This window comes from Mariniflexile sp. (assembly GCF_041583155.1).
Classification (GTDB): domain Bacteria; phylum Bacteroidota; class Bacteroidia; order Flavobacteriales; family Flavobacteriaceae; genus Mariniflexile.
On the sequence record NZ_JBFHGK010000057.1, the window covers coordinates 1 to 21,197 of the forward strand.

Annotated in this window: 23 protein-coding genes; 16 read left to right on the forward strand and 7 right to left on the reverse strand. The window is 33.5% G+C overall.

Going from position 1 to position 21,197, the window contains the following annotated elements; genetic code table 11:
* On the reverse strand, positions 1–1,118 hold a 1,118-nt coding region (gene ahcY, locus ABYI63_RS15370; protein ID WP_372757578.1), incomplete at its 3' end, for an adenosylhomocysteinase.
* Between the two features lie 138 nt (positions 1,119–1,256).
* On the opposite strand from ahcY, the gene ABYI63_RS15375 reads away from it, so the two are divergent.
* From ABYI63_RS15375 to ABYI63_RS15410, 8 genes are all read left to right on the forward strand, one after another.
* Entirely contained in the window at positions 1,257–1,883 is a 627-nt protein-coding gene (locus ABYI63_RS15375) for a 4'-phosphopantetheinyl transferase superfamily protein (RefSeq protein ID WP_372757580.1), read from the forward strand.
* A 1-nt stretch (position 1,884) separates the two neighbouring features.
* On the forward strand, positions 1,885–2,673 hold the full coding sequence (locus tag ABYI63_RS15380) for a geranylgeranylglyceryl/heptaprenylglyceryl phosphate synthase (protein ID WP_372757582.1): 789 nt from the start codon (positions 1,885–1,887) through the stop codon (positions 2,671–2,673).
* Positions 2,674–2,680: 7 nt separating this feature from the next.
* The gene (locus ABYI63_RS15385; protein ID WP_372757583.1) at positions 2,681–2,941 is read left to right on the forward strand and encodes a hypothetical protein; all 261 of its coding nucleotides are present in this window, start codon (positions 2,681–2,683) and stop codon (positions 2,939–2,941) included.
* Positions 2,925–3,557, forward strand: coding sequence for a nicotinamide riboside transporter PnuC (gene pnuC / locus ABYI63_RS15390; RefSeq protein ID WP_372757585.1), 633 nt, complete (start codon positions 2,925–2,927; stop codon positions 3,555–3,557). The genes ABYI63_RS15385 and pnuC overlap by 17 nt, the downstream gene beginning before the upstream one ends.
* The gene (locus ABYI63_RS15395; RefSeq protein WP_372757587.1) at positions 3,518–4,084 is read left to right on the forward strand and encodes an AAA family ATPase; all 567 of its coding nucleotides are present in this window, start codon (positions 3,518–3,520) and stop codon (positions 4,082–4,084) included. The genes pnuC and ABYI63_RS15395 overlap by 40 nt, the downstream gene beginning before the upstream one ends.
* Before the next feature lie 2 nt (positions 4,085–4,086).
* Entirely contained in the window at positions 4,087–5,628 is a 1,542-nt protein-coding gene (locus tag ABYI63_RS15400) for a DUF4301 family protein (protein ID WP_372757588.1), read from the forward strand.
* A 2-nt stretch (positions 5,629–5,630) separates the two neighbouring features.
* Complete coding sequence (gene arfB / locus ABYI63_RS15405) at positions 5,631–6,038, forward strand: alternative ribosome rescue aminoacyl-tRNA hydrolase ArfB (protein WP_372757590.1); 408 nt, start codon at positions 5,631–5,633, stop codon at positions 6,036–6,038.
* Positions 6,039–6,356: 318 nt separating this feature from the next.
* Entirely contained in the window at positions 6,357–8,702 is a 2,346-nt protein-coding gene (locus ABYI63_RS15410; protein ID WP_372757591.1) for a TonB-dependent receptor, read from the forward strand.
* Between the two features lie 53 nt (positions 8,703–8,755).
* Here ABYI63_RS15410 and ABYI63_RS15415 read toward each other — a convergent pair whose 3' ends face one another.
* Positions 8,756–9,196, reverse strand: coding sequence for a hypothetical protein (locus ABYI63_RS15415; protein WP_372757592.1), 441 nt, complete (start codon positions 9,194–9,196; stop codon positions 8,756–8,758).
* A gap of 170 nt (positions 9,197–9,366) precedes the next feature.
* On the opposite strand from ABYI63_RS15415, the gene greA reads away from it, so the two are divergent.
* Positions 9,367–9,840 (forward strand): transcription elongation factor GreA, encoded by a 474-nt coding sequence (greA, locus tag ABYI63_RS15420; RefSeq protein WP_372757594.1) that lies wholly within the window; start codon positions 9,367–9,369, stop codon positions 9,838–9,840.
* A 152-nt stretch (positions 9,841–9,992) separates the two neighbouring features.
* Entirely contained in the window at positions 9,993–10,382 is a 390-nt protein-coding gene (locus tag ABYI63_RS15425; RefSeq protein WP_372757596.1) for an HIT family protein, read from the forward strand.
* Here the strand turns inward: ABYI63_RS15425 and ABYI63_RS15430 are convergent.
* Entirely contained in the window at positions 10,377–10,727 is a 351-nt protein-coding gene (locus ABYI63_RS15430) for a hypothetical protein (RefSeq protein WP_372757598.1), read from the reverse strand. The two genes, ABYI63_RS15425 and ABYI63_RS15430, sit on opposite strands and share 6 nt — an antisense overlap.
* A gap of 9 nt (positions 10,728–10,736) precedes the next feature.
* Positions 10,737–11,885 carry a PAS domain-containing sensor histidine kinase gene (locus ABYI63_RS15435; protein ID WP_372757600.1) on the reverse strand — a complete coding sequence of 383 codons (1,149 nt, stop codon included), beginning with the start codon at positions 11,883–11,885 and terminating at the stop codon, positions 10,737–10,739.
* 199 nt (positions 11,886–12,084) lie between these two features.
* Here ABYI63_RS15435 and ABYI63_RS15440 point away from each other — a divergent pair, with 199 nt between their 5' ends.
* Positions 12,085–12,954: a flavin reductase family protein gene (locus ABYI63_RS15440; protein WP_372757602.1), complete on the forward strand. Its 870-nt coding sequence runs from the start codon at positions 12,085–12,087 to the stop codon at positions 12,952–12,954.
* A gap of 53 nt (positions 12,955–13,007) precedes the next feature.
* Positions 13,008–13,385, forward strand: coding sequence for a DUF3127 domain-containing protein (locus ABYI63_RS15445; protein ID WP_372757603.1), 378 nt, complete (start codon positions 13,008–13,010; stop codon positions 13,383–13,385).
* Positions 13,386–13,599: 214 nt separating this feature from the next.
* Here the strand turns inward: ABYI63_RS15445 and ABYI63_RS15450 are convergent, their stop codons facing one another.
* The 3 genes from ABYI63_RS15450 to ABYI63_RS15460 all read right to left on the reverse strand — a co-directional run bounded on the left by ABYI63_RS15450 (position 13,600) and on the right by ABYI63_RS15460 (position 16,917).
* Positions 13,600–14,091: a DUF6646 family protein gene (locus ABYI63_RS15450; protein ID WP_372757605.1), complete on the reverse strand. Its 492-nt coding sequence runs from the start codon at positions 14,089–14,091 to the stop codon at positions 13,600–13,602.
* A 60-nt stretch (positions 14,092–14,151) separates the two neighbouring features.
* Positions 14,152–15,012, reverse strand: coding sequence for a cupin-like domain-containing protein (locus tag ABYI63_RS15455; RefSeq protein ID WP_372757607.1), 861 nt, complete (start codon positions 15,010–15,012; stop codon positions 14,152–14,154).
* Positions 15,013–15,084: 72 nt separating this feature from the next.
* The gene (locus ABYI63_RS15460; protein WP_372757608.1) at positions 15,085–16,917 is read right to left on the reverse strand and encodes a TonB-dependent receptor plug domain-containing protein; all 1,833 of its coding nucleotides are present in this window, start codon (positions 16,915–16,917) and stop codon (positions 15,085–15,087) included.
* Between the two features lie 77 nt (positions 16,918–16,994).
* Here ABYI63_RS15460 and ABYI63_RS15465 point away from each other — a divergent pair, with 77 nt between their 5' ends.
* The 4 genes from ABYI63_RS15465 (at position 16,995) to ABYI63_RS15480 (ending at position 20,996) form a co-directional block, all read left to right on the forward strand.
* Complete coding sequence (locus tag ABYI63_RS15465) at positions 16,995–18,491, forward strand: PLP-dependent aminotransferase family protein (protein WP_372757610.1); 1,497 nt, start codon at positions 16,995–16,997, stop codon at positions 18,489–18,491.
* Between the two features lie 108 nt (positions 18,492–18,599).
* Positions 18,600–19,049 carry a DUF3157 family protein gene (locus ABYI63_RS15470; protein ID WP_372757611.1) on the forward strand — a complete coding sequence of 150 codons (450 nt, stop codon included), beginning with the start codon at positions 18,600–18,602 and terminating at the stop codon, positions 19,047–19,049.
* A gap of 79 nt (positions 19,050–19,128) precedes the next feature.
* Positions 19,129–20,385, forward strand: coding sequence for a Y-family DNA polymerase (locus ABYI63_RS15475; protein WP_372757613.1), 1,257 nt, complete (start codon positions 19,129–19,131; stop codon positions 20,383–20,385).
* Between the two features lie 170 nt (positions 20,386–20,555).
* Positions 20,556–20,996: a LexA family protein gene (locus tag ABYI63_RS15480; RefSeq protein WP_372757615.1), complete on the forward strand. Its 441-nt coding sequence runs from the start codon at positions 20,556–20,558 to the stop codon at positions 20,994–20,996.
* Positions 20,997–21,197 lie beyond the last annotated feature (201 nt).

Genomic DNA, 21,197 nt, shown 5'->3' on the forward strand with positions numbered 1-21,197 from the left:
AAGGTTTGGTTTGTAAACGAGTTACTCATTACAAAACTTGGGTGGCCTGTAGCACATCCTAAGTTTACCAAACGACCTTCGGCAAGTATGATAATGTCTTTTCCGTTTACGGTATATTTATCTACTTGAGGTTTGATGGTGTTTTTGGTATGTCCGTGGTTTTTCTTTAACCAAGCCATATCGATTTCGTTATCGAAATGCCCAATGTTACACACAATAGTTTTGTCTTTAAAAGCTTCAAAATGCTCGCCACGTACAATATCTTTATTTCCTGTAGTTGTAATAACGATATCGGCATTTGGAGCAACAGTTTCTAGTTTTTTAACTTCAAAACCATCCATAGCAGCTTGTAAAGCACAAATTGGGTCGATTTCGGTAACGGTTACAATACTTCCAGCACCTTTAAAAGAAGCGGCAGTACCTTTACCAACATCGCCATATCCGCAAACTACAACGCGTTTTCCAGCAAGCATAATATCTGTTGCACGACGAATCGCATCTACAGCAGATTCTTTACAACCGTATTTGTTATCAAATTTCGATTTAGTAACAGAATCGTTAACATTAATTGCAGGCATTGGTAAGGTTCCGTTTTTTACACGTTCGTAAAGTCTGTGAACACCCGTGGTAGTTTCTTCGCTTAAACCTTTAATACCAGAAACTAGTTCGGGATAACGGTCTAAAACCATATTGGTTAAATCGCCACCATCATCAAGAATCATGTTTAATGGTTTTCTGTCTTCGCCAAAGAAAAGGGTTTGCTCGATGCACCAATCGAATTCTTCTTCGGTCATATCTTTCCAAGCGTAAACCGATGTTCCTGCAGCAGCAATTGCCGCAGCCGCTTGATCTTGTGTGGAAAATATGTTACAAGAACTCCAGGTTACTTCTGCGCCTAAAGCTTGTAGGGTTTCAATAAGAACAGCAGTTTGAATCGTCATGTGTAAACAGCCTGCAATTCTAGCGCCTTTTAAAGGTTTTGAGTTGCCGTATTCTTCACGTAAACTCATAAGACCTGGCATTTCAGCTTCGGCCAATTCTATTTCTTTTCGTCCCCAAGCTGCAAGTGAAATATCTTTTACTTTATTAGCTACGTAAGGAATTGTTTTTGTACTCATATCAATTTTCTGTTTTTTTCTTTGTTTATAATAGGAAAACCTCTTTGGAATCGTATTTAAAATAGTTAAATTGCTCCATTAAAATAGTTAACCAGCTTACAGCGGTGCAAAGATAACTAATAACTTTTAAAATATTAAATGCCTCTTTATAAAACCATTACTCCAAACTCACAAACTGTTGTTAAAATCTGGAAGATTACCGAACCGTTTGATGCTTTAATGCAATCAGTTAGCTTAAAACCGAAGAGTTTAGATCGTGTTTTGGGGATGAAGAGTGAATTGCACCAGCGCGGTTTTTTAAGTGTTAGGATGCTATTAGCCGAATTTGGATATGATGATGTTGATTTACATTATGATGAAAACGGTAAACCCTATTTGTTAGATGGAAAACATATTTCCATAACACATTCATTTAATTTTTCAGCTATAATAATTAGTGATGCCATTATTGGTATTGATATTGAAAAGCAGCGTGATAAAATAAGCGTAATTGCGCATAAGTTTGTTGAATATGAATCTTATTATTTAGATGAATCTGCAATAGATTATATTAACAAGTTAACCATCATCTGGTGTGTAAAGGAATCTTTATACAAGTTATTTGCTACGCCTGGATTAAGTTTTAAGCAGCATTGTTTGGTAATTCCAATGTCTGATAATGAGCTAGAAACTGTGGCTTGGATTGATTATGAAGATAAAAAACACAAGTATAATGTTCAGTTTTTAGAGTTTGAAGGCTTTACTTGTGCTTATGCCCTTAGTTAGAATGAAGATTTTAAGTACTAAGCAACCAGATATTTTGAGAAACCTTTGCAAACCAGAGGGCCTAAGTAATGCCATATACCAAAATATATTAAAATCAATTGCAGAAAATAAAAAGCTGTTAGCAGTTTTAATAGATCCTGATAAATTTGCTATTGAAGATGTGTCCTGGTTTATTGAAAAATTAAATCAATCCATAGCCACTCATGTTTTTGTTGGAGGAAGTATTGTTGAAGTAAATGCGACCGAACGGGTCGTTTCAGAAATTAAAAAGTACACAAAACTTCCTGTTATTTTATTTCCTGGAGATGTTACCCAAATTACAGATTATGCAGATGGATTATTGTTTTTGAGTTTAATTTCAGGAAGAAACCCAGAGTATTTAATTGGAAAGCATGTAGCCTCGGTTTCTAAACTGCGCAACTCCTCCTTAGAGGTTATTCCAACAGGTTATATGTTGATTGAGAATGGTAAAGAAACAGCAGTACAGCGTGTAACAGAAACCAAACCAATGCCAAAAAATAATATTCAAAATATTGTAGATACAGCCAAAGCAGCCGAGTTTTTAGGTATGAAACTTATCTATTTGGAAGCAGGAAGCGGAGCAGCACATGCTGTTACCAGCGAAATAATCAGTTCAGTAAAACAAGAACTTCAAATTCCATTAATTGTTGGTGGCGGAATTAGAACTATAAACCAGTTAGATGCTGCTTACAAATCTGGAGCCGATTTAGTTGTAATTGGAACTGCTTTTGAGGAAGATGCCTCTTTTTTTGAACAATTAAAGAAATAAATAAACCATGAATATATCAGTAGATTTAACATTGTCGCCGTTGCAAAACGATTACGAGATACATGTTATTAATTTTATAAAAGCTCTGCGCAACTCGGAATTCACTGTGCTAGAAAACCCATTAAGCACCCAAATTTATGGTGATTTTGATACCTTAATGCCTTTTTTAAATGAACAAATAAAAAAATCATTCCAAAATCAGGATATTTGTGTCTTAACAATGAAGATTGTTAAAACCGATAGAAGTACTTATGAGCCACATTTTTGATTTTTTTTTAGAAGCATATCGTGAGGCACCTACCCTTCAAATTATACTAGAAGCTATTGCTTTTGTGTTTGGTATTTTAAGTGTTTGGTATGCGAAAAAAGAAAATATTTTGGTATATCCAACCGGAATAGTTTGTACCGTTATTACTGTTTACCTATTATATATTAATAAGTATTTTGGTGATATGATGATGAATTTTTATTATTCCATAATGAGTATATATGGGTGGTGGAATTGGTCTAGAAAAAAACAAGACAAACCCGTGGTACCCATTTCAAGAACAACGTTAAAAGAGAAACAAATAGGAATTGCCTTGTTTGTTTTTACTATGTTAGTAACCTATTTGGTTTACAAAGTATTTGATTACACATTAGAAATTCCAAACTATATTGATATTATAACTTCTGGTATTTTCTTTACAGCTATGTGGTATATGGCTATTAAAAAACTAGAAAACTGGACCCTCTGGATTATTGGAGATTTAATTACAATCCCACTCTACGGATATAGAGGTTTGGGAATTTTATCGTTACAATACATAATCTTTACTATCTTAGCAATTCAAGGCTATATCGCATGGAAGAAAAGCTTAAACAACAACCATCAAACTGCATAAAAGTAGTGTTATTTGGACCAGAATCAACGGGAAAAACAACACTCTCGGAAGGGTTGGCTAGGTACTATAACTCGGTTTGGGTTCCAGAATATGCACGAGAGTATCTTCAAGATAAATGGAACAACGAACGTAAAACCTGCGAGCCGAAAGATTTATTACCTATTGCCGAGGGGCAAATGCGACTTGAAAACAAACTAGCTCAAAAAACAGATACTATTTTGGTTTGTGATACGGACTTATTAGAAACCAAAGTGTATTCCGAAATTTACTATTTAGGCTTTTGCGATCCAATTCTTGAAAAATATGCCTTACAAAATACGTACGATTTGTATTTTTTGACTTATATTGACACGCCTTGGGAAGCAGATGACCTTAGGGATAGGCCAGAAGATAGAGAAATGATGTTTAAAGCCTTTGAAAATGAGCTCATTAAAAATAATCGACCCTATGTTTTGTTAAAAGGAAATATTAAAGAACGTTTGGAAACCGCAGTAAAACAAATTGATAAATTATTAAATAAACACTAGACATGTTTACAGAACAAGATATTAAGCAAATAGAAAACCATGGATTAACTATTGATAAAGTTAATGCCCAAATTAGCCTTATAAAAAAAGGTATGACGTATTCTAATTTAGTGGATGCGGCAACTATAGGAAATGGTATTTTAAGAAAAGACAAACAACAACAACAAGATTGTATGGATTTTTTTGATGCTAAACGCGACCAATTATCTATTGTGAAGTTTGTGCCAGCATCTGGTGCTGCAACTAGAATGTTTAAATTTTTATTTCAGTTCTTAAATGAATTTGATGAAAATAAGGATTCCATAGAATCTTATACAGAAAAGAATAAGCTCTTTAAAGAGTTTTTGGATGGCCTAGAAAAACTACCTTTTTATGATATTGTTCTAGCGAAAATTCAAGAAACAGTTCCAAATTTTGATAGTCTGTCTTTAGCGGAACAAAGTGTTTTAATTGTGAAAACCTTGCTAAATGCTAACCAGTTAAACTATAGTTTTTACCCAAAAGGGCTGTTACCTTTTCATAAATATAAAGACCATGTGTCTACTGCATTTAGAGAGCATTTATTAGAGGCCACAATGTATGCCACCTCAAATAATACGGCCAACTTGCATTTTACAATTTCCGAAGCGCATGAAGAATTGTTTAATAATGAATTAAAGCAGGTTAAAGATCAGTTAGAAAAGGAAAAAAACATCAACTATAATGTGTCGTTTTCGTTTCAAAATAAATCTACCGATACCATTGCAATTACCGCAACCGATGAGCTTTTCAGAACCGATGAGAGTAAATTGTCGTTCAGACCTTCAGGTCATGGTGCCTTAATTGAAAATCTGAATAAACTGGATTACGATTTAGTTTTTATTAAAAATATCGATAATATCGTTGTTTACGATCAAAACATTGAAATTTCAGATTATAAGAAAATGTTGGCAGGTATCTTGTTGCAAATTCAGCGTAACGTTTTTAAATATTTACATTGTTTGGAAAACGACGAAATATCTGAAGATGAGGTTAATAATATTGAGTTGTTTGTTATAAACCGTATAAATGTAGATATAAGACAGGCCTATCAAGATTATACTTTAGAAGAAAAACGAACCTACTTACATAATAAACTGAACAGACCTTTAAGGGTTTGTGGAATGGTTAAAAATGAAGGCGAACCAGGAGGAGGTCCATTTTGGGTGAAAGATGCTAAAGGTTCTATTTCATTGCAAATTGTTGAGTTTGCCCAAATTGATATTGAAAATCAATCTCAAAAAGAAATTGTAGATATAGCTACACATTTTAACCCAACCGATTTGGTTTGTGGTATCAAAAATTATAAAGGTGAAAAATTTGATTTGTCTAAGTATGTCGATCCAGATGCTGCATTTATAACTATGAAATCTCAAAATGGAGTAGATATTAAAGCCTTAGAGCTTCCAGGTTTATGGAATGGAAGTATGGCATATTGGAACTCTATTTTTGTTGAAATTCCTGTTTCAACTTTTAATCCAGTAAAAACAGTGAACGACTTATTAAAGCCGGCACACCAAGTTTAGAAATGTTTGATAAAGACACTTTATTACAAGAACTAACGTTTAAAGCGGTTAGAAGCTCCGGAGCTGGCGGCCAAAATGTTAATAAAGTGTCTTCAAAAGTTGAGTTGGTATTTGACTTAAAAGCATCTTCTGTTTTTAATGAAGTATTAAAACAACGTCTAAAAAATAAAATTCAAAATAGGTTAACTAAAGAAGATGTTTTGATGCTGCAATGCGAAGAAAGCAGAAGTCAGCATAAAAACAAAGAGTTAGTAATAAAACGCTTTTTAGAACTTATTGAAAACGGATTAATAATCCCGAAGAAAAGAATTCCGACAAAAATCCCCAAGGCTGTTATAAAAAAAAGATTAAAAATGAAGCGTAATCTATCTGATAAAAAGACAACTAGAAGAAAGCCTGACATAGATTAAAAAAACTATTAATTATTAATTGTCTATAATCAATTGTTTTTATATTTGCATCGTTCTCATAAAGGGGTGCTTTTTCAGTTAGCGGTTATTGGTATTAGTTTTCTGTCTTCAAAGACTTTAAAATTATAACTTTTAACTTTTAACTATCAACAGGCTGAGATCATACCCAATGAACCTAGAACAGGTAATGCTGTTTAGGGAATAAATTGAATTAAAGCGGTATTACAACGCCTGTAATACCTGAAGAAATTCAATAAAACAGTAAATAAACCATAAAGAATAATTACCTCTTTTTATTCGATTATAAACATAATCGTAATGAAATCTATTTTTCTTATTCTTTCTCCAAAGGTGTATAATCACTTTTTAAGGAGATTCCATGTTAACTTTCAGATTAAAGATTTAAAAACCAAAAACAACTTTTTGTTTTTAGCATTTCTAATGGTATCTGTTAGTGTAAGTGCGCAAGACAATCAGACCAAAAAGGATTCAACAAAAGTTGAACAATTAAAAGAAGTCCTATTATCTGCTACACGAGCAAAAGATAAAACGCCTGTAGCTTATTCAAACATCACAAAAGAAGCTTTAGAGACTACCAACTTAGGACAGGATTTGCCAATTCTTTTAGATCAAATGCCATCGGTAGTAACAACTAGCGATGCTGGTGCAGGGGTAGGTTACACCGGAATTCGGGTGCGTGGTACCGATGCAACTCGAGTAAACGTAACCATCAACGGTATTCCTTATAACGACTCGGAAAGTCAAGGAACGTATTGGGTAAATATGCCAGATTTTGTGTCTTCTGTTGAAGATATTCAATTGCAACGTGGCGTTGGAACCAGTACAAATGGATCTAGTGCATTTGGTGCCAGTTTGAATATTATGACTTTAGAACCATCAGAAAAAGGTTATGCAACAACTACAAATACCGTTGGTTCTTTTGGTACCCGAAAACACAATATTAGTTTGGGTTCTGGTTTAAACAACAATTTTTATGCTGAAACTCGCGTATCAAAAATTATGAGTGACGGTTATATTGATAGAGCCTCTTCAGATTTATCGTCATTTTATGTTGAAGGCGGTTTTTTAAATGAATTAACTTCCATAAAAGCCATTGTTTTTGGAGGTAAAGAAACAACATATCAGTCGTGGTACGGCACACCAGAAGCTGTAGTAAACGGTGATACGGATGGTATTCAAGCGTTTATTGATAGAAATTATCCTTCAGAGGCAGAAGAGAATAATTTGTTAAATTCAGGTAGAACGTATAATTATTACACCTATGATAATGAGGTAGATAATTATGAGCAAACCCATTATCAATTGCATTTAACACACCAATTTAATACTAATTTTTCTGCTAATATTTCAGGAAATTATACTCGTGGAAAAGGGTATTTTGAACAGTATAAGGATGGAGAAGCTTTAGGTGATTATTTTCCAAGTAATTCGGATGCTGATGAAGAAGGTGATGTTATAAGAAGACGATGGTTAGATAATGATTTTTATGCCTTCGTGTATTCCATGAATTATAAAAAAAATAATTTAAATCTTTATTTAGGTGGTGGCTATAATAAATATGATGGAAAACATTTTGGAGAATTAATCTGGGATTCGTTTCCTGTTTCTGTGCCAATAAGAACAAATTATTACTACAATTTAGGAGAAAAAAGCGATTTCAACAGCTATATAAAGGCAGAATATACCATTAATTCTAAATGGTTTGCATTTGCAGATGTTCAATTTAGAAATGTAAATTATAAAGCCAACGGATTAAGTTCCGATTTATTAAATATTGACGTAGAAAAGACTTTTAATTTTTTCAATCCTAAAGCTGGTTTAACTTTTACAATTGATAATTTTAATTCGATTTATGGTTCTTTGGCTATCGCAAATAGAGAACCTAATAGAGATGATTTAACTAAAAACCCTGTGCTACCTAAATCGGAACGTTTGTACGATTTTGAATTTGGATATAAATTGAAAAACCAAAATTATTATGCCATTGCAAATCTTTATTATATGAATTATAAAGACCAGTTGGTGTTAACGGGTGATTTGGATGATGTAGGTGACCCAATTCGTGAGAATGTTGACAATAGTTTTAGAGCAGGAATAGAATTACAAGCAGGTTATAAACTTTCAAATGCGTTTAGAATAGATGCTAATGCTACATTTTCTCAAAACAAGATTAAAGCTTTTGATTATGTAGTTTATGATACGCAATACGACCCTAATACTTATGATACGGTATCATATGAAGCCGTAACAACAACATATGAAGATACTGATATTTCTTTTTCACCTAGTGTAATTGCTGGCGGAACTTTAAGTTATTCACCAATAGAAAATTTAAATCTAGGATTTATTTCTAAGTACGTGGGTAAACAATATTTAGATAATACCTCTAGTGATAGTAAAAGTATGGATGCCTATTTTGTGAATAATTTAAGTGCATCATACAAGTTTCAACCAACATGGATAAAGGAAATCGCATTTAATCTATTAGTAAATAATTTATTTAATACTGAATACGTATCAAACGGGTATACTTATAGCTATTATTACAGACCACAAGGTTCTACGGACGATGCAATTACTGAAAATTTCTATTATCCACAGGCCACTATCAACTTTTTAGCAGGTGTTACCTTGAAATTTTAAATGCAATTAAATAATGATTTTAAAAAAAGCGATTCCGAAACGAATCGCTTTTTTTAATTATTAAAAACCCTAATTATCGATCCAGAAACTTCAACCCGATATCGAATTAACGGATATTCTCCTGTTGTGCCTTCTCTTTTAATCCCATTTAAAATGTCGTATGAATTACCATCGTCACAATTACAAGTAGCAATTATTCCTTCAATACTTAGCCTTGAACAGGAACTTATCTGATGGTTTGGGTCCGTTATTTCAAAAGCATTGTAATTATCACCACCAGCGTAATAAAGTACCAAACCGTTAATGCCGTAAGGGCTATTTAAAGTAATAGAATTTCCTGGGGATCTTAATTGACTAAATTGAGGTAAACTAGTATTAATTAGGGTGCCAGTATTAAATTGGTAATTTGGTAAATATGGGTTTTGAGTAAGAGTATTATCAGCACTGCAACCAACTAAAAGAATAAAACAGATAATATAAAAAAACGACTTCATATCTAAGAATATAATAATTTTCAATTTACAACATTAAGCAAATTGAGCTAAATATTTTGTATATTTGTTATTCAATCTCGTTTAAAACGAGATTTTTTTATGCTGAACTCCTGTACCGAACGTTTCGAAGTGGGTTTTCAGCATTTTATTATTAATAAAACGATGAAGTTATGAGTAAAGTATCATACTATACACCAGAAGGGTTAAAAAAGTTAAGAGACGAACTTAAGCAATTAAAAGATGTGGAGCGAGTAAAGGCATCTAAAGCCATTGCTGAAGCTAGAGATAAAGGCGATTTAAGTGAAAATGCCGAATATGATGCTGCAAAAGAAGCACAAGGGATGTTAGAAATGCGAATTGCTAAGCTAGAAGATGCTTTAGCTGGTGCGCGTATCATTGACGAATCGCAATTAGATAATTCTAAAATATTGGTTTTATCTAAGGTTAAAATAAAAAACCAAACTAATGGTATGGAAATGAATTATACCTTGGTTGCTGATGGGGAAGCCGATTTAGCTTCGGGCAAAATATCTGTTAATTCACCCATAGGAAAAGGTTTGTTAGGAAAATCGGTTGGTGAAGTAGCCGAAATTCAAGTGCCTAATGGCGTTTTAAAATTTGACATTATAGAAATTTCAAGGTAATATCCATTCCTGTAAAAGCAGAAATCTCATAAATTATTACCTTAATGTCTGTTTGAATCAAAATTCAAAAAAAAATTATATAAAGGATTCCTGATTTATTTAATTGGGAATCTTTTATATTTACAATTATTCACTCACATTCATAAAATAGTATGGCTTCAATTTTCACTAAAATAATTAACGGCGAAATTCCTTGTTACAAAATTGCCGAAACGGAAGACTTTTTCGCTTTTTTAGATGTAAACCCAAATGCTAAGGGGCATACATTATGCATACCTAAAAAGGAAGTTGATCAAATTTTCGATTTAGATGAAGCGGCATACACTGGCTTAATGCAGTTTTCCAGACAAATTGCTATTGCCATAGAAAAAGCCATACCATGTAAACGTGTAGGGGTTTCTGTTATTGGTTTAGAAGTGCCTCATGCCCATGTACATTTAATTCCTTTGAATACTATGGAAGATGCTCGTTTTATTCAAAAAACTAAATTAACAACTGAGGAGTTCCAGGAAATAGCAGACCGTATTAAGGCGAAATTATAATTGACTATAAATTATTATAGAAACGATACTAATTGCTAATATACTAATGGCAATAATAGCGAGCCAAGAAGCTTGTTTTAGTTGTGTTGATGGTTTTAATGGTTTGCAAGATTTATTATGATATTCAAAAACACGCTCAATTTCGTCAGACCAGTCTACCGGGTAAATGTTGCTCTTACAATTATTACAGGCTAGTTCAAAATTCATTTCAGCAGTAACCGCCTTATAAAAGATAGTTTCTTTTATTTTTTGGTTACATGTTAATTTCAGACCATCATTACAATAGCAATTGGGGCAGTTGTTATTCAAATCAACCTTCTTTATAAAAATAAATTTTTCAATCATAACCTTCCATTAAGCCCGTGTGAGTTGAATTTGAAATGTTGTTCCTTTGCCTACTTCAGAATGTAAAACTTTAATTTTACCATTATGAAAATCTTCTATAATGCGTTTGGTTAAAGATAAGCCCAACCCCCAGCCACGTTTTTTTGTGGTAAAACCTGGTTCGAATATTTTATTATAGTCTTTTTTTGAGATGCCTTTCCCAGAATCGGTAACACGCACCATAATACTATTTTCTAATTGTGAAATTTCAACGGAAAGCTTTCCACGTCCTTTCATTGCATCAATTGCATTTTTAACCAAATTTTCTATGCACCAGCTATATAGTTGTTTGTTTAAATGTACTTCAATGGGGGTTTCGGGAATTTTGATTTCAAATTCAATAAGTTTTGAAGATCTGGATTTTAAATAATCATAAGAATCGATAGTTTCTTTAACGATATCGGTAACCTCTAAAGTAGGAACAGACCCTATTTTGCTAAAGCGTTCCGTAATGGTTTGAAGCCTGTCGATATCCTTTTCAATTTCAAAAATATAATCGGGGTTGATGTTTTCTGTTTTTAAAATTTCAGTCCAACCAATTAAAGATGATAGAGGTGTGCCTATTTGATGGGCGGTTTCCTTGGCCATTCCAGACCATAATTTGTTTTGTGTGGCGTTTTTATTGCTTCGGTAAAAGAAAAATATAACTGCACCAAACAAAAAAACAATAAGTAATAAGGCAAGCGGATAATATTTTAGTTTGTTTAGCAATTCCGAATTTCCATAGTAAATAGTGCTAACAACAGTATCATCAATCTTTACAGAAATGGGTTTGTTTTCTTGTTTAAATTTCAAAATTAAATTTTGAAGGTATAAAGAATCGGAAACCTTGGCTTCATTAATGTTGTTATAACTGCTCAAACTACCATCGTCGTTAATTACAATCATGGGAGTAGTTGTATTGCTGCTAAGTATTTTAAGAGTTAGATCCAAATTGGTGTTGGATTCCGAGTTTATTAAATCGGTTTGAGCAAACGACCAATTTTCCATTTTAATACGCTCTTCTTCTTTAAAATGCTGAAAAAATTCATAAGTTTTCCATAAAATAAGAGATACTATAGCAAAAGAAGCTATTATAATTACCCAACGCAATGCGTTACTATACTTTGTAAAAATCATTCTTTATTAAATAACTTGTAATATAATGCAAATCTGTTAATATTATTGTTTGGGTTGTTAGTAAAATGGTTTTTTGTTGTACTTCAGAATGGTTACTTTTGCCAAGTAGTTAAATAACACTATGTAAAAATAACCTATTTATATTTCTTGAGTATTAATGAAAATAAATTGTTAGTTTTGTTGAAATTAAGTAAGTTAGATGCTTTCAATAGATCCGAAAACCTTATCAACCAATAAATTACATAGTTATTTGTTGGATGCTGTAGCACCAAGACCCATTGCCTTTGCTAGCACAATTGATGTTGATGGAAATGTCAATTTATCGCCATTTAGCTTTTTTAATGTGTTTAGTGCTAATCCGCCTATATTGGTTTTTTCACCCGCACGTCGTGTGTTAAACAATACCACAAAACACACCCTGGCAAATGTAATTGCCACTAAAGAAGTGGTTATTAACGTGGTGAATTTTGATATGGTACAGCAAACATCATTAAGTAGCACGGAATATCCTAAAGGTGTTAATGAGTTTGAAAAAGCTGGTTTAACCATGTTGCAATCGGATGTTGTGAAACCATTTCGAGTAGCTGAGTCGCCCGTGCAGTTTGAATGCAAAGTAAACGATATAATAGCGCTAGGAACTGAAGGTGGTGCCGGAAATTTAGTAATATGTGAAGTTGTTAAATTTCATATTGATGAAGATGTATTGGATGAAGAAGGTAATATAAATCAAAAGAAATTAGATTTGGTTGCCAGAGCAGGAGGAAGCTATTACAGTCGTGCCAAGAAAGGGTTTTTTAAAATACCAAAACCACTGGCAACATTGGGAATAGGTGTTGATAATTTCCCTGAGGAAGTTAAAAATAGTATGGTTTTAACGGGTAACGATTTAGGGATGTTGGGTAATGTTGAAAGTTTACCCACGGAAGTTGAAGTGGCTGCTTTTATTGAAGATTTAAGTGCAAGATATCCGAATATAAAGAAAGCAACCTACAGGCAAAAACATAGATTGGCTCGAAATTATTTGAGTTTTGGTGATGTTGAAAGTGCTTGGAAAATATTACTATCTTAATTTAGATTGATAGAGGAAAAAGAGAATAAATAATAAGAATAAATACAAATTAAATGGAAGTTCAAGGAAGAATTAAAATGATAGGCGAAACTCAAACTTTTGGAGGTAATGGGTTTAGAAAAAGAGAAGTTGTAGTTACTACAGAAGAACAATATCCACAACCAATCATGGTGGAGTTTGTACAAGATAAATGTGATTTATTAAACAGCTATAAAGTTGGGCAACAAGTAAAAATAAGTATCAATTTACGTGGTCGTGAGTGGGTTAATCCACAAGGAGAAACTAAATATTTCAACTCTGTGCAGGGTTGGAGAATTGAAGCTTTACAAGCAGCAAGCGCCGATGGTAATTTACCACCAGTGCCACCAGCAGATGCTTTTGAGCCTGCAGGGAACTTAAATGAGGATGATCACGACGATTTACCGTTTTAATTAAAGGATTGTCTCCTAAATTATAGAAAGAGTACAACAGTTTTTGTTTGGAAATGGCAATTAAAGCTTGTTGACAAATTATAAATACGACCTCAAAGTAAATGTAACTTTGAGGTTTTTTGTTTTACATTCATTGCTTTAATTCTTAAAAATAATCACAAAAAAAAGCGAAAAACAGATGTTTTTCGCTTTTTTGATATTTTAACTAAGCTACTTATAAATTAAAAGCAGCTCCCAAATTAAGTGTAAATTGGTTGTGTAATTTTTCACCAGCATCTAAAACATCCGGATTGTATTTAGCAAGTGGTACATTGAATTCTGTGAAAATACCAAAGCCATCCGAGAAAAAGTAGCGCATACCTAAATGGCCACCAAAGTTTTTAAGGCTAAGGTTTAAACCTGGGTAAATGTCGAAATTATCGTCAATTTTAACAACACTACCTAAATGTGCATTAAAACGCACTTTAGCATCAAAACGGTCGCCGAAACTAGCAGAAATGTTATCATTTATACTTAAGGCATACGATGATGTTACACCAACAGATATGTTTTCACCTAGACCATAATCATAACTAATATTTATACCCGATGCATTGTCTTGAATATTGGTAGCCAACTGTAATTTGTTGTCGTTAGTTCCAATAAATACTTGTGAATTACAAATTGTGATACTAAAAAAGGCTGCTAATAAAATTAATTTTTGCATGATTGAGTTTATATTTTATGTTACAAAGATATTATAACTAATTGTAAAAAGATGTATTATTTATAAGTTCTTGTGGGTTTTGGTAACCGCTTGTTGGTTTTTCCAATCTATCCACTTTTGGCCCTTAATGCGTCGCATGGCATTGTCAAAATTTCGCATGATAACCAAATTGTAAATTGCTTTGCTGAAATTTATTGGATTTCTGGCAATAGCACGTAAGCTCATGGAAAAGCCTGGAGTTAAATACCGCATGTAATGCCAGTAACCTTCGGGCATGTACAGTATTTCGCCATGTTTTAGAGTGGTTTGATAACCTTTTGCATTTTTTAGCATGGGCCATTTTTCGAAATCGGGGTTTGAAAAGTCGATGTCTTCCCGGGCAATTAACGAATGTGGTACTTTGTATAAATATTTGTTTTGCTTTTGGTTGAACAAAATAACTTGTTTTTCACCTTCAAAATGAAAATGAAAGATATTTGCCAAATCAATATCATAATGCATAAAGGTGAACGAATCGCGTCCGCCAAAAAATAACATAGGAATGCCTTTCATGAGGCGCAAACCAAAATCGGGGAATGTAAAATCGTTTTGTAGTTTAGGAATCTCCTTAATGGCATTCCATAAAAAAATACGGTATCGGGTAGGTTCTTGTTTTAGTAAATCTATATAATCGGCCAATTTCATTTTGGCATGTGGTTGGTTAAAACCATCCTTATAATCAACTGGCCTGTCATCATATAACGGCACAGTAATATCTCCACCTACCGTTTTCATATAGTCCAAATTCCATTTACTGTATGCAGGCCAATGGTCAATAAACCGCTCAATCACCACAGGTTTTTGAGGTTTAAAGTAGTTCGTTAAAAAGTCCTCTTTTGTAATCGTTTTTACACGAGGAATATCTTGTAAGTTTAGTGGCAAGGCTTAAATAATTTAGTAAGCCAAATTTAAGAAATTACCTTGAAATTATGGGTTGCCATTTAAATGTCATTTTTAGTTAAAATTGTAGCGTAAGCCAAAAAGAACATTGCTAGGTGGCATGGGCACAAAACCGGCTTCAATATAGTCGGCATTAAATATATTGCTTGCAGTAATGGAGAATTCTACCTGATTTAAGTTTAAAGCAATGGAAGCATCCCATACATTATAACTATCGCCCGTGCTACGTTCAGCATGTTTGTAAATGATATTTTGACTAATGTTTTTAAATAATTGTGTGCTTAATCGTGTGGTAAAATGATGTTTAAGAGTGTTTAGAGAATAGCGAGATAAGTCTTTATTTTGTTTTAAAATATCATCTTCCATAAAGTTATAACCAATAGCTAGTGTTTGGTTAAATTCACTTAGTTTAAAATTATAAGATGCATCAAACTCAAAACCTTTTGTGTTAACTTCTGTAATATTTGTTGCTGTGTAAACGGTTTCATTAATGCTTGGTCGAATAAAATCAATCAAGTTCTGTGCGTCTCGGTTGTAAATGGCTAATGAAGCTGAAAATTCAGGTGAAAAATATTTAATTCCGATTTCTTGGGCAAATGCTTCTTCTACTTCCAAATCAGGGTTTCCTATGGTGTTAGGGTCGTTATAATATAAGTCGGTATAGGTTGGGATTCTGTAAGTGTAACCAATATTTCCGTACGCCTTAAATTGGTCGCTAAGTTTGTAGCCCAAATCCATTCCAGGAAAAGCATAAAAATCGAAATCAGAAAAATAGGTTACAGCAATACCTGGAGTTATATCTAGTTTATCATTTAATAGTTTAAATTCATGTTCCAGAAATAGGGTCGTCATAAATCTATTTCGGTCTCCTAAATTGTTACTGTTCATGTAAACTTTAGCTAGGTCTATTCCAAAGCCTGTTATTCCTACTTTAGATGCATAGTTCGCATTAACTTCAGCGCCTATTTTATTCGTAATGTGCAAGTTTCTATAAGCCGGAGGGTTATTTCTTATATACAAATATTCATCTTGGTTTCGTTTCCAGTAAATGCGTGGTGTAATAGTAAGGTTTTCAGTATTAAATTGTGTTGAAAATGCCATTAAACTGTTTTGGGTTTCCTCATATTGTTCTGTAGCACTTTCTCTAGCATAAAAGCCATTGGCACCAAATTTTCGTTCTTGGAAGGTGGTAATCATTTCAATAGCTTGTTTTTTCTTGTTGAAAATACTTTTTACAAAATAATTGCTATTATCGTAATCGGTGTTATGACGATAACCTGCGGAAGTCATTTTATCTACATGCACAATATGAGATGAATTTTCCAGTTGTGCACCTACAGTTATCCCCGCATTTAATTGCCCAAAAGATCCTGTTTCTGTAGTAGCAGAAATCGTGTTTTTTAATTCCTTTTTAGTTACAATATTAATGGCTCCATTGAAAGCGTTTTGTCCAAACACTCTGGCTGCCGGGCCTTTTATAATTTCAATTCGTTCAATTACATCAATTGGTAAAGCGGCATTCATGGTATGATGTCCTGTTTGTGCGTCGTCCATTTTTATGCCATCAATAAGCAATAAAGTTTGGTCGAAACTACCACCGCGAATGTATAAATCGGCCTGACTGCCTGCGGCACCACGTCTTCTAATGTCTATTCCTGCAACTTGTTGCAATAAATCGGCGATGTTATTAGTGGCACTTTTTTTTATGGCCTCAGAAGAAATGATTGAAATAGTTCTAGAGTTTTCTTTAAATGGCAGATTGATTCGGGTAGAATTAATTATAATTTCACCTAACGCCGTAGTGTCTTGTAGTTTAGTTGGTTTGTTTTGTGCCTTTAAGCTAACAGAAATTAGGATGACTAAGGATAACAAATAATAATTCTTCATAACTTGATAATAGGTTGTTATTTACGGTGCAAAGTTCGTAACTTTCTGGACTAGTTAAATAGTCCAGTATTAAAATAATGAATAGTCCGGTTAGCCAGCTTTTAAAGCAATTAATTCATCTTGAAAAACAGAATGCAACGCCTATTTATATTCAAGCATCGCAACAAATTATTAATGCTATTCAACGTAGGTATTTAACCGAGGGTGATTGGCTACCTGGAACGCGAACGTTCAGTGAGCTTTTTAATATAAATAGAAATACTGTAGTAGCTATTTATGATGAGCTGGCTTCGCAGGGATGGGTAGAGGTAATCCCTAATAAAGGCACTTGTGTTTTGGTGCCAGAACGAAAAACGGCAGCTATTAAGGCGACCTCTCAACGTATAGACCAAGCGCATGAGTATGCTAGAACTACTGGTTTTCCTTTTCAAACGTCTTTTAATTTGGCATCTAGCCTAGAGAACAGTGAAGCTAAATACCGTGTTACAGATGGGCAACCAGATTTGCGATTGCACCCAACACATCAATTTTCAAAATGGTTTAGTGCCTCCATGAAGCGAAAAACATTGATTTCTAAATGGAATCAATCGTCTTATTCTACTTACTCAGGTTTTGAAATGCAATTGTGTAATTATTTAAATGCTACTCGGGGTTTTCATATTAAGTCTAAAAACTTAATGAGTACGCGGAGTATTGAAATGAGTTTGTATATTGTTTCGCAGGTGTTATTGCAGCCCAATGCTATTGTTCTGGTGGGTGAACTTAGTAATTATGCCGCGAACATGATTTTTCAGCAGTCAGGCGCCATTATTAAAACCATACCCATAGACGATGATGGTATAGATGTTGAATATATTAGAACCCATTTTATAAAGCATACTATTCGTTGTGTTTATATTTGTGCCCATAGGCATTACCCAACCACTAGAGCCCTAAGTGCCGATCGGCGGTTACAATTAATGCAATTGGCTAAAGAGTATCAATTTGCTATTATTGAAGATGATTTTGATTACGATTTTCAATTTGATGGTTCCGCTAAGTTGCCTATGGCTAGTTCCGATGCTAATGGAGTTATTATTTATTTAGGCAAACTAGGGCAATCGTTATTTCCAAGTTTTCAAACTGGGTTTGTAGTGGCGCCAGAAAATTTAATTCAAGAAGCTAAAAATTATTTAAAAATATTAGATAGCCAAGGCGATTTAATTCAAGAACAAATGCTTTCAGAGCTTATTTATGAAGGTGAGATACATCGTTTAATAAAGAAAAACAGTATTATTTATAAAGAACGACGCGATTTTTTATGCGAATGCCTACACAAACATTTTAAACAAGAAATAATTTGGGACAAACCTTCAGGTGGTTTAGCATTGTGGTTGCGTTTTAATCCAAAAATATCGCTGGTTAAGTTGGCGTATCATGCAGAACAGTTAGATTTATTTCTTCCAAAAACCATTCTGTATCAAGATAAAAATACCTGTTCCATCCGTTTTGGGTTTGGCGATTTAAATGAAGAGGAAATCGAGATAATAGTAAAGAAATTAAGGCATGCTTATGATTTGGTAGTGAATAAATAAATTAGGTTCTTTATTTTTTGTAGTCTATAGGCTTAGATTAATCACGTGTTACTATCTCTATTAATATGAAAATTGTATTTTTGATATAACATCACGCATTATTCAACTATGAAAAATTACTGCTTAACCCTATTCCTTTTTGTGTCCTTTTTAAGTCTAGCTCAAAACAACCACATTGTAAAAACCGAAGATGGCAGAAGAGTTTTACTTAAATCTGATTATACATGGGAATACATTGATGCTGAAAGTACAAAAGGGAATGTTGCTAAAAATGAACTAACAACAGCTACCGAAAAGGATGCTTGTAAAGTAGATGACGATTTTAAGGAGCCTGATTTGAATAGCAGAATTCAATCACAATTAAAAAAAGGGCGCGCCACCATAGACTATGTAAAAGCAAAAGTAGCCAAAGATTACGCTTGCGATGTAAATGATGTACTGTTATTATCGTTTAGCGAACAAAAAGAAAAAGCCGTATATGATTTTTGTGCTAATGGGAAAAAGGTTACTTACAAGCGAACAGGACATACTATTATTGAAAGCGGTAAATTATTTTAAGAGTTGACCTCAGAGTTTTTAAAATCTGTGAGCTCTAATTAGAACAAGGCAGATAAGCAATAATCGAATCTTTACTATCATGTACGCTCTAGTAGATTGTAACAATTTTTACGCGTCTTGCGAACGTGTTTTTAACCCCAATTTGCGCAACAAACCCATTGCTATTTTAAGCAATAACGATGGTTGTGTAATCTCACGAAGCGATGAAGCTAAAGTTTTAGGCTTGCCTATGGGTGCGCCCATTTTTAAATGGGAAGGATTTTGCAAAGCGAATCATATTGAGATATTTTCATCCAACTATCCGTTATATGGAGATATGAGCAGTCGTGTTATGGCCATTCTCGAACAATTTACGCCCGATGTAGAGGTTTATAGTATAGATGAAGCTTTTATCCAATTTAAAGGCTTTGAAAACTATAATTTTAATGATTACGGAAGCCAAATAAGAACCCGAATTTTAAAATGGACAGGTATTCCAACCTGCGTGGGTATAGCGCCTACAAAAGCATTGAGTAAGGTAGCCAATAAAATAGCTCGTAAGTTTCCTAGGCAAACTAATGGTGTTTATATAATCGATTCAGAAGAAAAACACCTAAAAGCCTTAAAGTGGATTAAAATTGAAGATGTTTGGGGTATTGGGAGGGGTTTAACAAAGCGGTTGAAAGCTAAAAATTGTCATACTGCATTCGATTTTGTTCAGCTGTCCGATGATTGGGTTCGTACAAATTTTTCAATTACCGAATGGAAATTAAAGAAAGATTTAGAAGGCATCCCCACATTGCAACTAGATGAGGTTAAAACCAAACAGTCCATTGCTACCACGAGAAGTTTCGAATATACGTTTTCAGACATCGAAAATATCAAAGAACGCATTTCAACCTTTGCAACAAGCTGTGCCGAAAAATTACGAAAACAAGGTTCCAGTTGCCACATCATATACGTTATTTTAAGTAGCGACCGTCACAAAAAGAATTTAGAACAGCACCGTGCAAGTAAATTAATAACCTTATCCTATCCAACCGATTCTAGTTTAATTATAAGCAAGCAAGCAGTGGAAGCGGTTAACAGTATCTTTAAAAAAGGAATCAAATATAAACGGGCAGGTGTTATTGTTATGGGTCTTGTGCCAACCAATAACCACCAATTACAGTTATTTGAACACGAAAACCCAAAGCATAAACCACTCATGCAAGTTATAGACGGATTGAACCGCAAATACGCCGATTATAAAGTAAAAATAGGCAACCAAGATTTAAAACGCACCTGGAAAATGCGTCAAGAACACCTATCGCCACGGTACACCACAAATATCAACGAGATTATTAAAGTGAAATGATTTTGTCCAATAAAAGGAATAATTTCATAAATTAGAACTAAATTTAAAAACGGAATTAGAAAAATTATTTGGGCGTTACCACAAGGGTCGGGCTTTACACTATATCTTTTTTTCGTGCCTCAAAAAAGGATGCCGCTTTAATCCCTAACGCAAAAGAAATACAGAATAAAATGATATTACATCAATCTAATAACCTAACATTTTTTACCCCTGAAGAATCCCACAGTTTAGGAGCGCTTTTTTACGATGCAGGTATATCAGCAGGGTTTCCATCGCCAGCAGAAGATTTTAAGGAACAACGCTTATCATTAGACAAAGAGCTTATAAAAAATAAAGAAGCTACCTTTTTTGCGCGCGTAAGCGGACAGTCTATGATTGGTGCAGGACTAGATGATAATGATTTACTTGTTATAGATAGAAGTTTAGAACCAGCCAATAACAAAATAGCAGTGTGTTTTCTTGATGGAGAGTTTACCGTGAAACGTTTAAGAGTAGATAATGATGGTATTTGGCTAAAACCCGAAAACCCCAATTATCCCATAATAAAAATTACAAATGACAATGACTTTATTATTTGGGGCATTGTAACTAATGTAATTAAAAAAGTATAAATAGCCTTTAAAAAAGAAAAACGCAAAGCATAAGCTTCGCGTTTTTTTATAAATTATGTGACGTCCTAGAATAGTGTTACACTTAACACTTAATCATTCATGGAACCACAAGAATCAAATTACAAAAAGCGCACGCAAAAGGACTACAGTTTAAGTCTAAAACTACAAGTTGTTCAAGAAATAGAGCTAGGGTTATTGACT

Bases quoted from the DNA above. Each gene is read 5' to 3' on its own strand.
- ABYI63_RS15465 (WP_372757610.1), top strand. From the start codon at position 16,995: ATGAATAGTCCGGTTAGCCAGCTTTTAAAGCAATTAATTCATCTTGAA.
- arfB (WP_372757590.1), top strand. From the start codon at position 5,631: ATGTTTGATAAAGACACTTTATTACAAGAACTAACGTTTAAAGCGGTT.
- ABYI63_RS15380 (WP_372757582.1), top strand. From the start codon at position 1,885: ATGAAGATTTTAAGTACTAAGCAACCAGATATTTTGAGAAACCTTTGC.
- ABYI63_RS15415 (WP_372757592.1), bottom strand. From the start codon at position 9,196: ATGAAGTCGTTTTTTTATATTATCTGTTTTATTCTTTTAGTTGGTTGC.
- ABYI63_RS15410 (WP_372757591.1), top strand. From the start codon at position 6,357: ATGAAATCTATTTTTCTTATTCTTTCTCCAAAGGTGTATAATCACTTT.
- greA (WP_372757594.1), top strand. From the start codon at position 9,367: ATGAGTAAAGTATCATACTATACACCAGAAGGGTTAAAAAAGTTAAGA.
- ABYI63_RS15470 (WP_372757611.1), top strand. From the start codon at position 18,600: ATGAAAAATTACTGCTTAACCCTATTCCTTTTTGTGTCCTTTTTAAGT.
- ABYI63_RS15375 (WP_372757580.1), top strand. From the start codon at position 1,257: ATGCCTCTTTATAAAACCATTACTCCAAACTCACAAACTGTTGTTAAA.
- ABYI63_RS15430 (WP_372757598.1), bottom strand. From the start codon at position 10,727: ATGATTGAAAAATTTATTTTTATAAAGAAGGTTGATTTGAATAACAAC.
- ABYI63_RS15400 (WP_372757588.1), top strand. From the start codon at position 4,087: ATGTTTACAGAACAAGATATTAAGCAAATAGAAAACCATGGATTAACT.
- ABYI63_RS15450 (WP_372757605.1), bottom strand. From the start codon at position 14,091: ATGCAAAAATTAATTTTATTAGCAGCCTTTTTTAGTATCACAATTTGT.
- pnuC (WP_372757585.1), top strand. From the start codon at position 2,925: ATGAGCCACATTTTTGATTTTTTTTTAGAAGCATATCGTGAGGCACCT.
- ABYI63_RS15440 (WP_372757602.1), top strand. From the start codon at position 12,085: ATGCTTTCAATAGATCCGAAAACCTTATCAACCAATAAATTACATAGT.
- ABYI63_RS15395 (WP_372757587.1), top strand. From the start codon at position 3,518: ATGGAAGAAAAGCTTAAACAACAACCATCAAACTGCATAAAAGTAGTG.
- ABYI63_RS15460 (WP_372757608.1), bottom strand. From the start codon at position 16,917: ATGAAGAATTATTATTTGTTATCCTTAGTCATCCTAATTTCTGTTAGC.
- ABYI63_RS15445 (WP_372757603.1), top strand. From the start codon at position 13,008: ATGGAAGTTCAAGGAAGAATTAAAATGATAGGCGAAACTCAAACTTTT.
- ABYI63_RS15475 (WP_372757613.1), top strand. From the start codon at position 19,129: ATGTACGCTCTAGTAGATTGTAACAATTTTTACGCGTCTTGCGAACGT.
- ABYI63_RS15385 (WP_372757583.1), top strand. From the start codon at position 2,681: ATGAATATATCAGTAGATTTAACATTGTCGCCGTTGCAAAACGATTAC.
- ABYI63_RS15435 (WP_372757600.1), bottom strand. From the start codon at position 11,885: ATGATTTTTACAAAGTATAGTAACGCATTGCGTTGGGTAATTATAATA.
- ABYI63_RS15425 (WP_372757596.1), top strand. From the start codon at position 9,993: ATGGCTTCAATTTTCACTAAAATAATTAACGGCGAAATTCCTTGTTAC.
- ABYI63_RS15480 (WP_372757615.1), top strand. From the start codon at position 20,556: ATGATATTACATCAATCTAATAACCTAACATTTTTTACCCCTGAAGAA.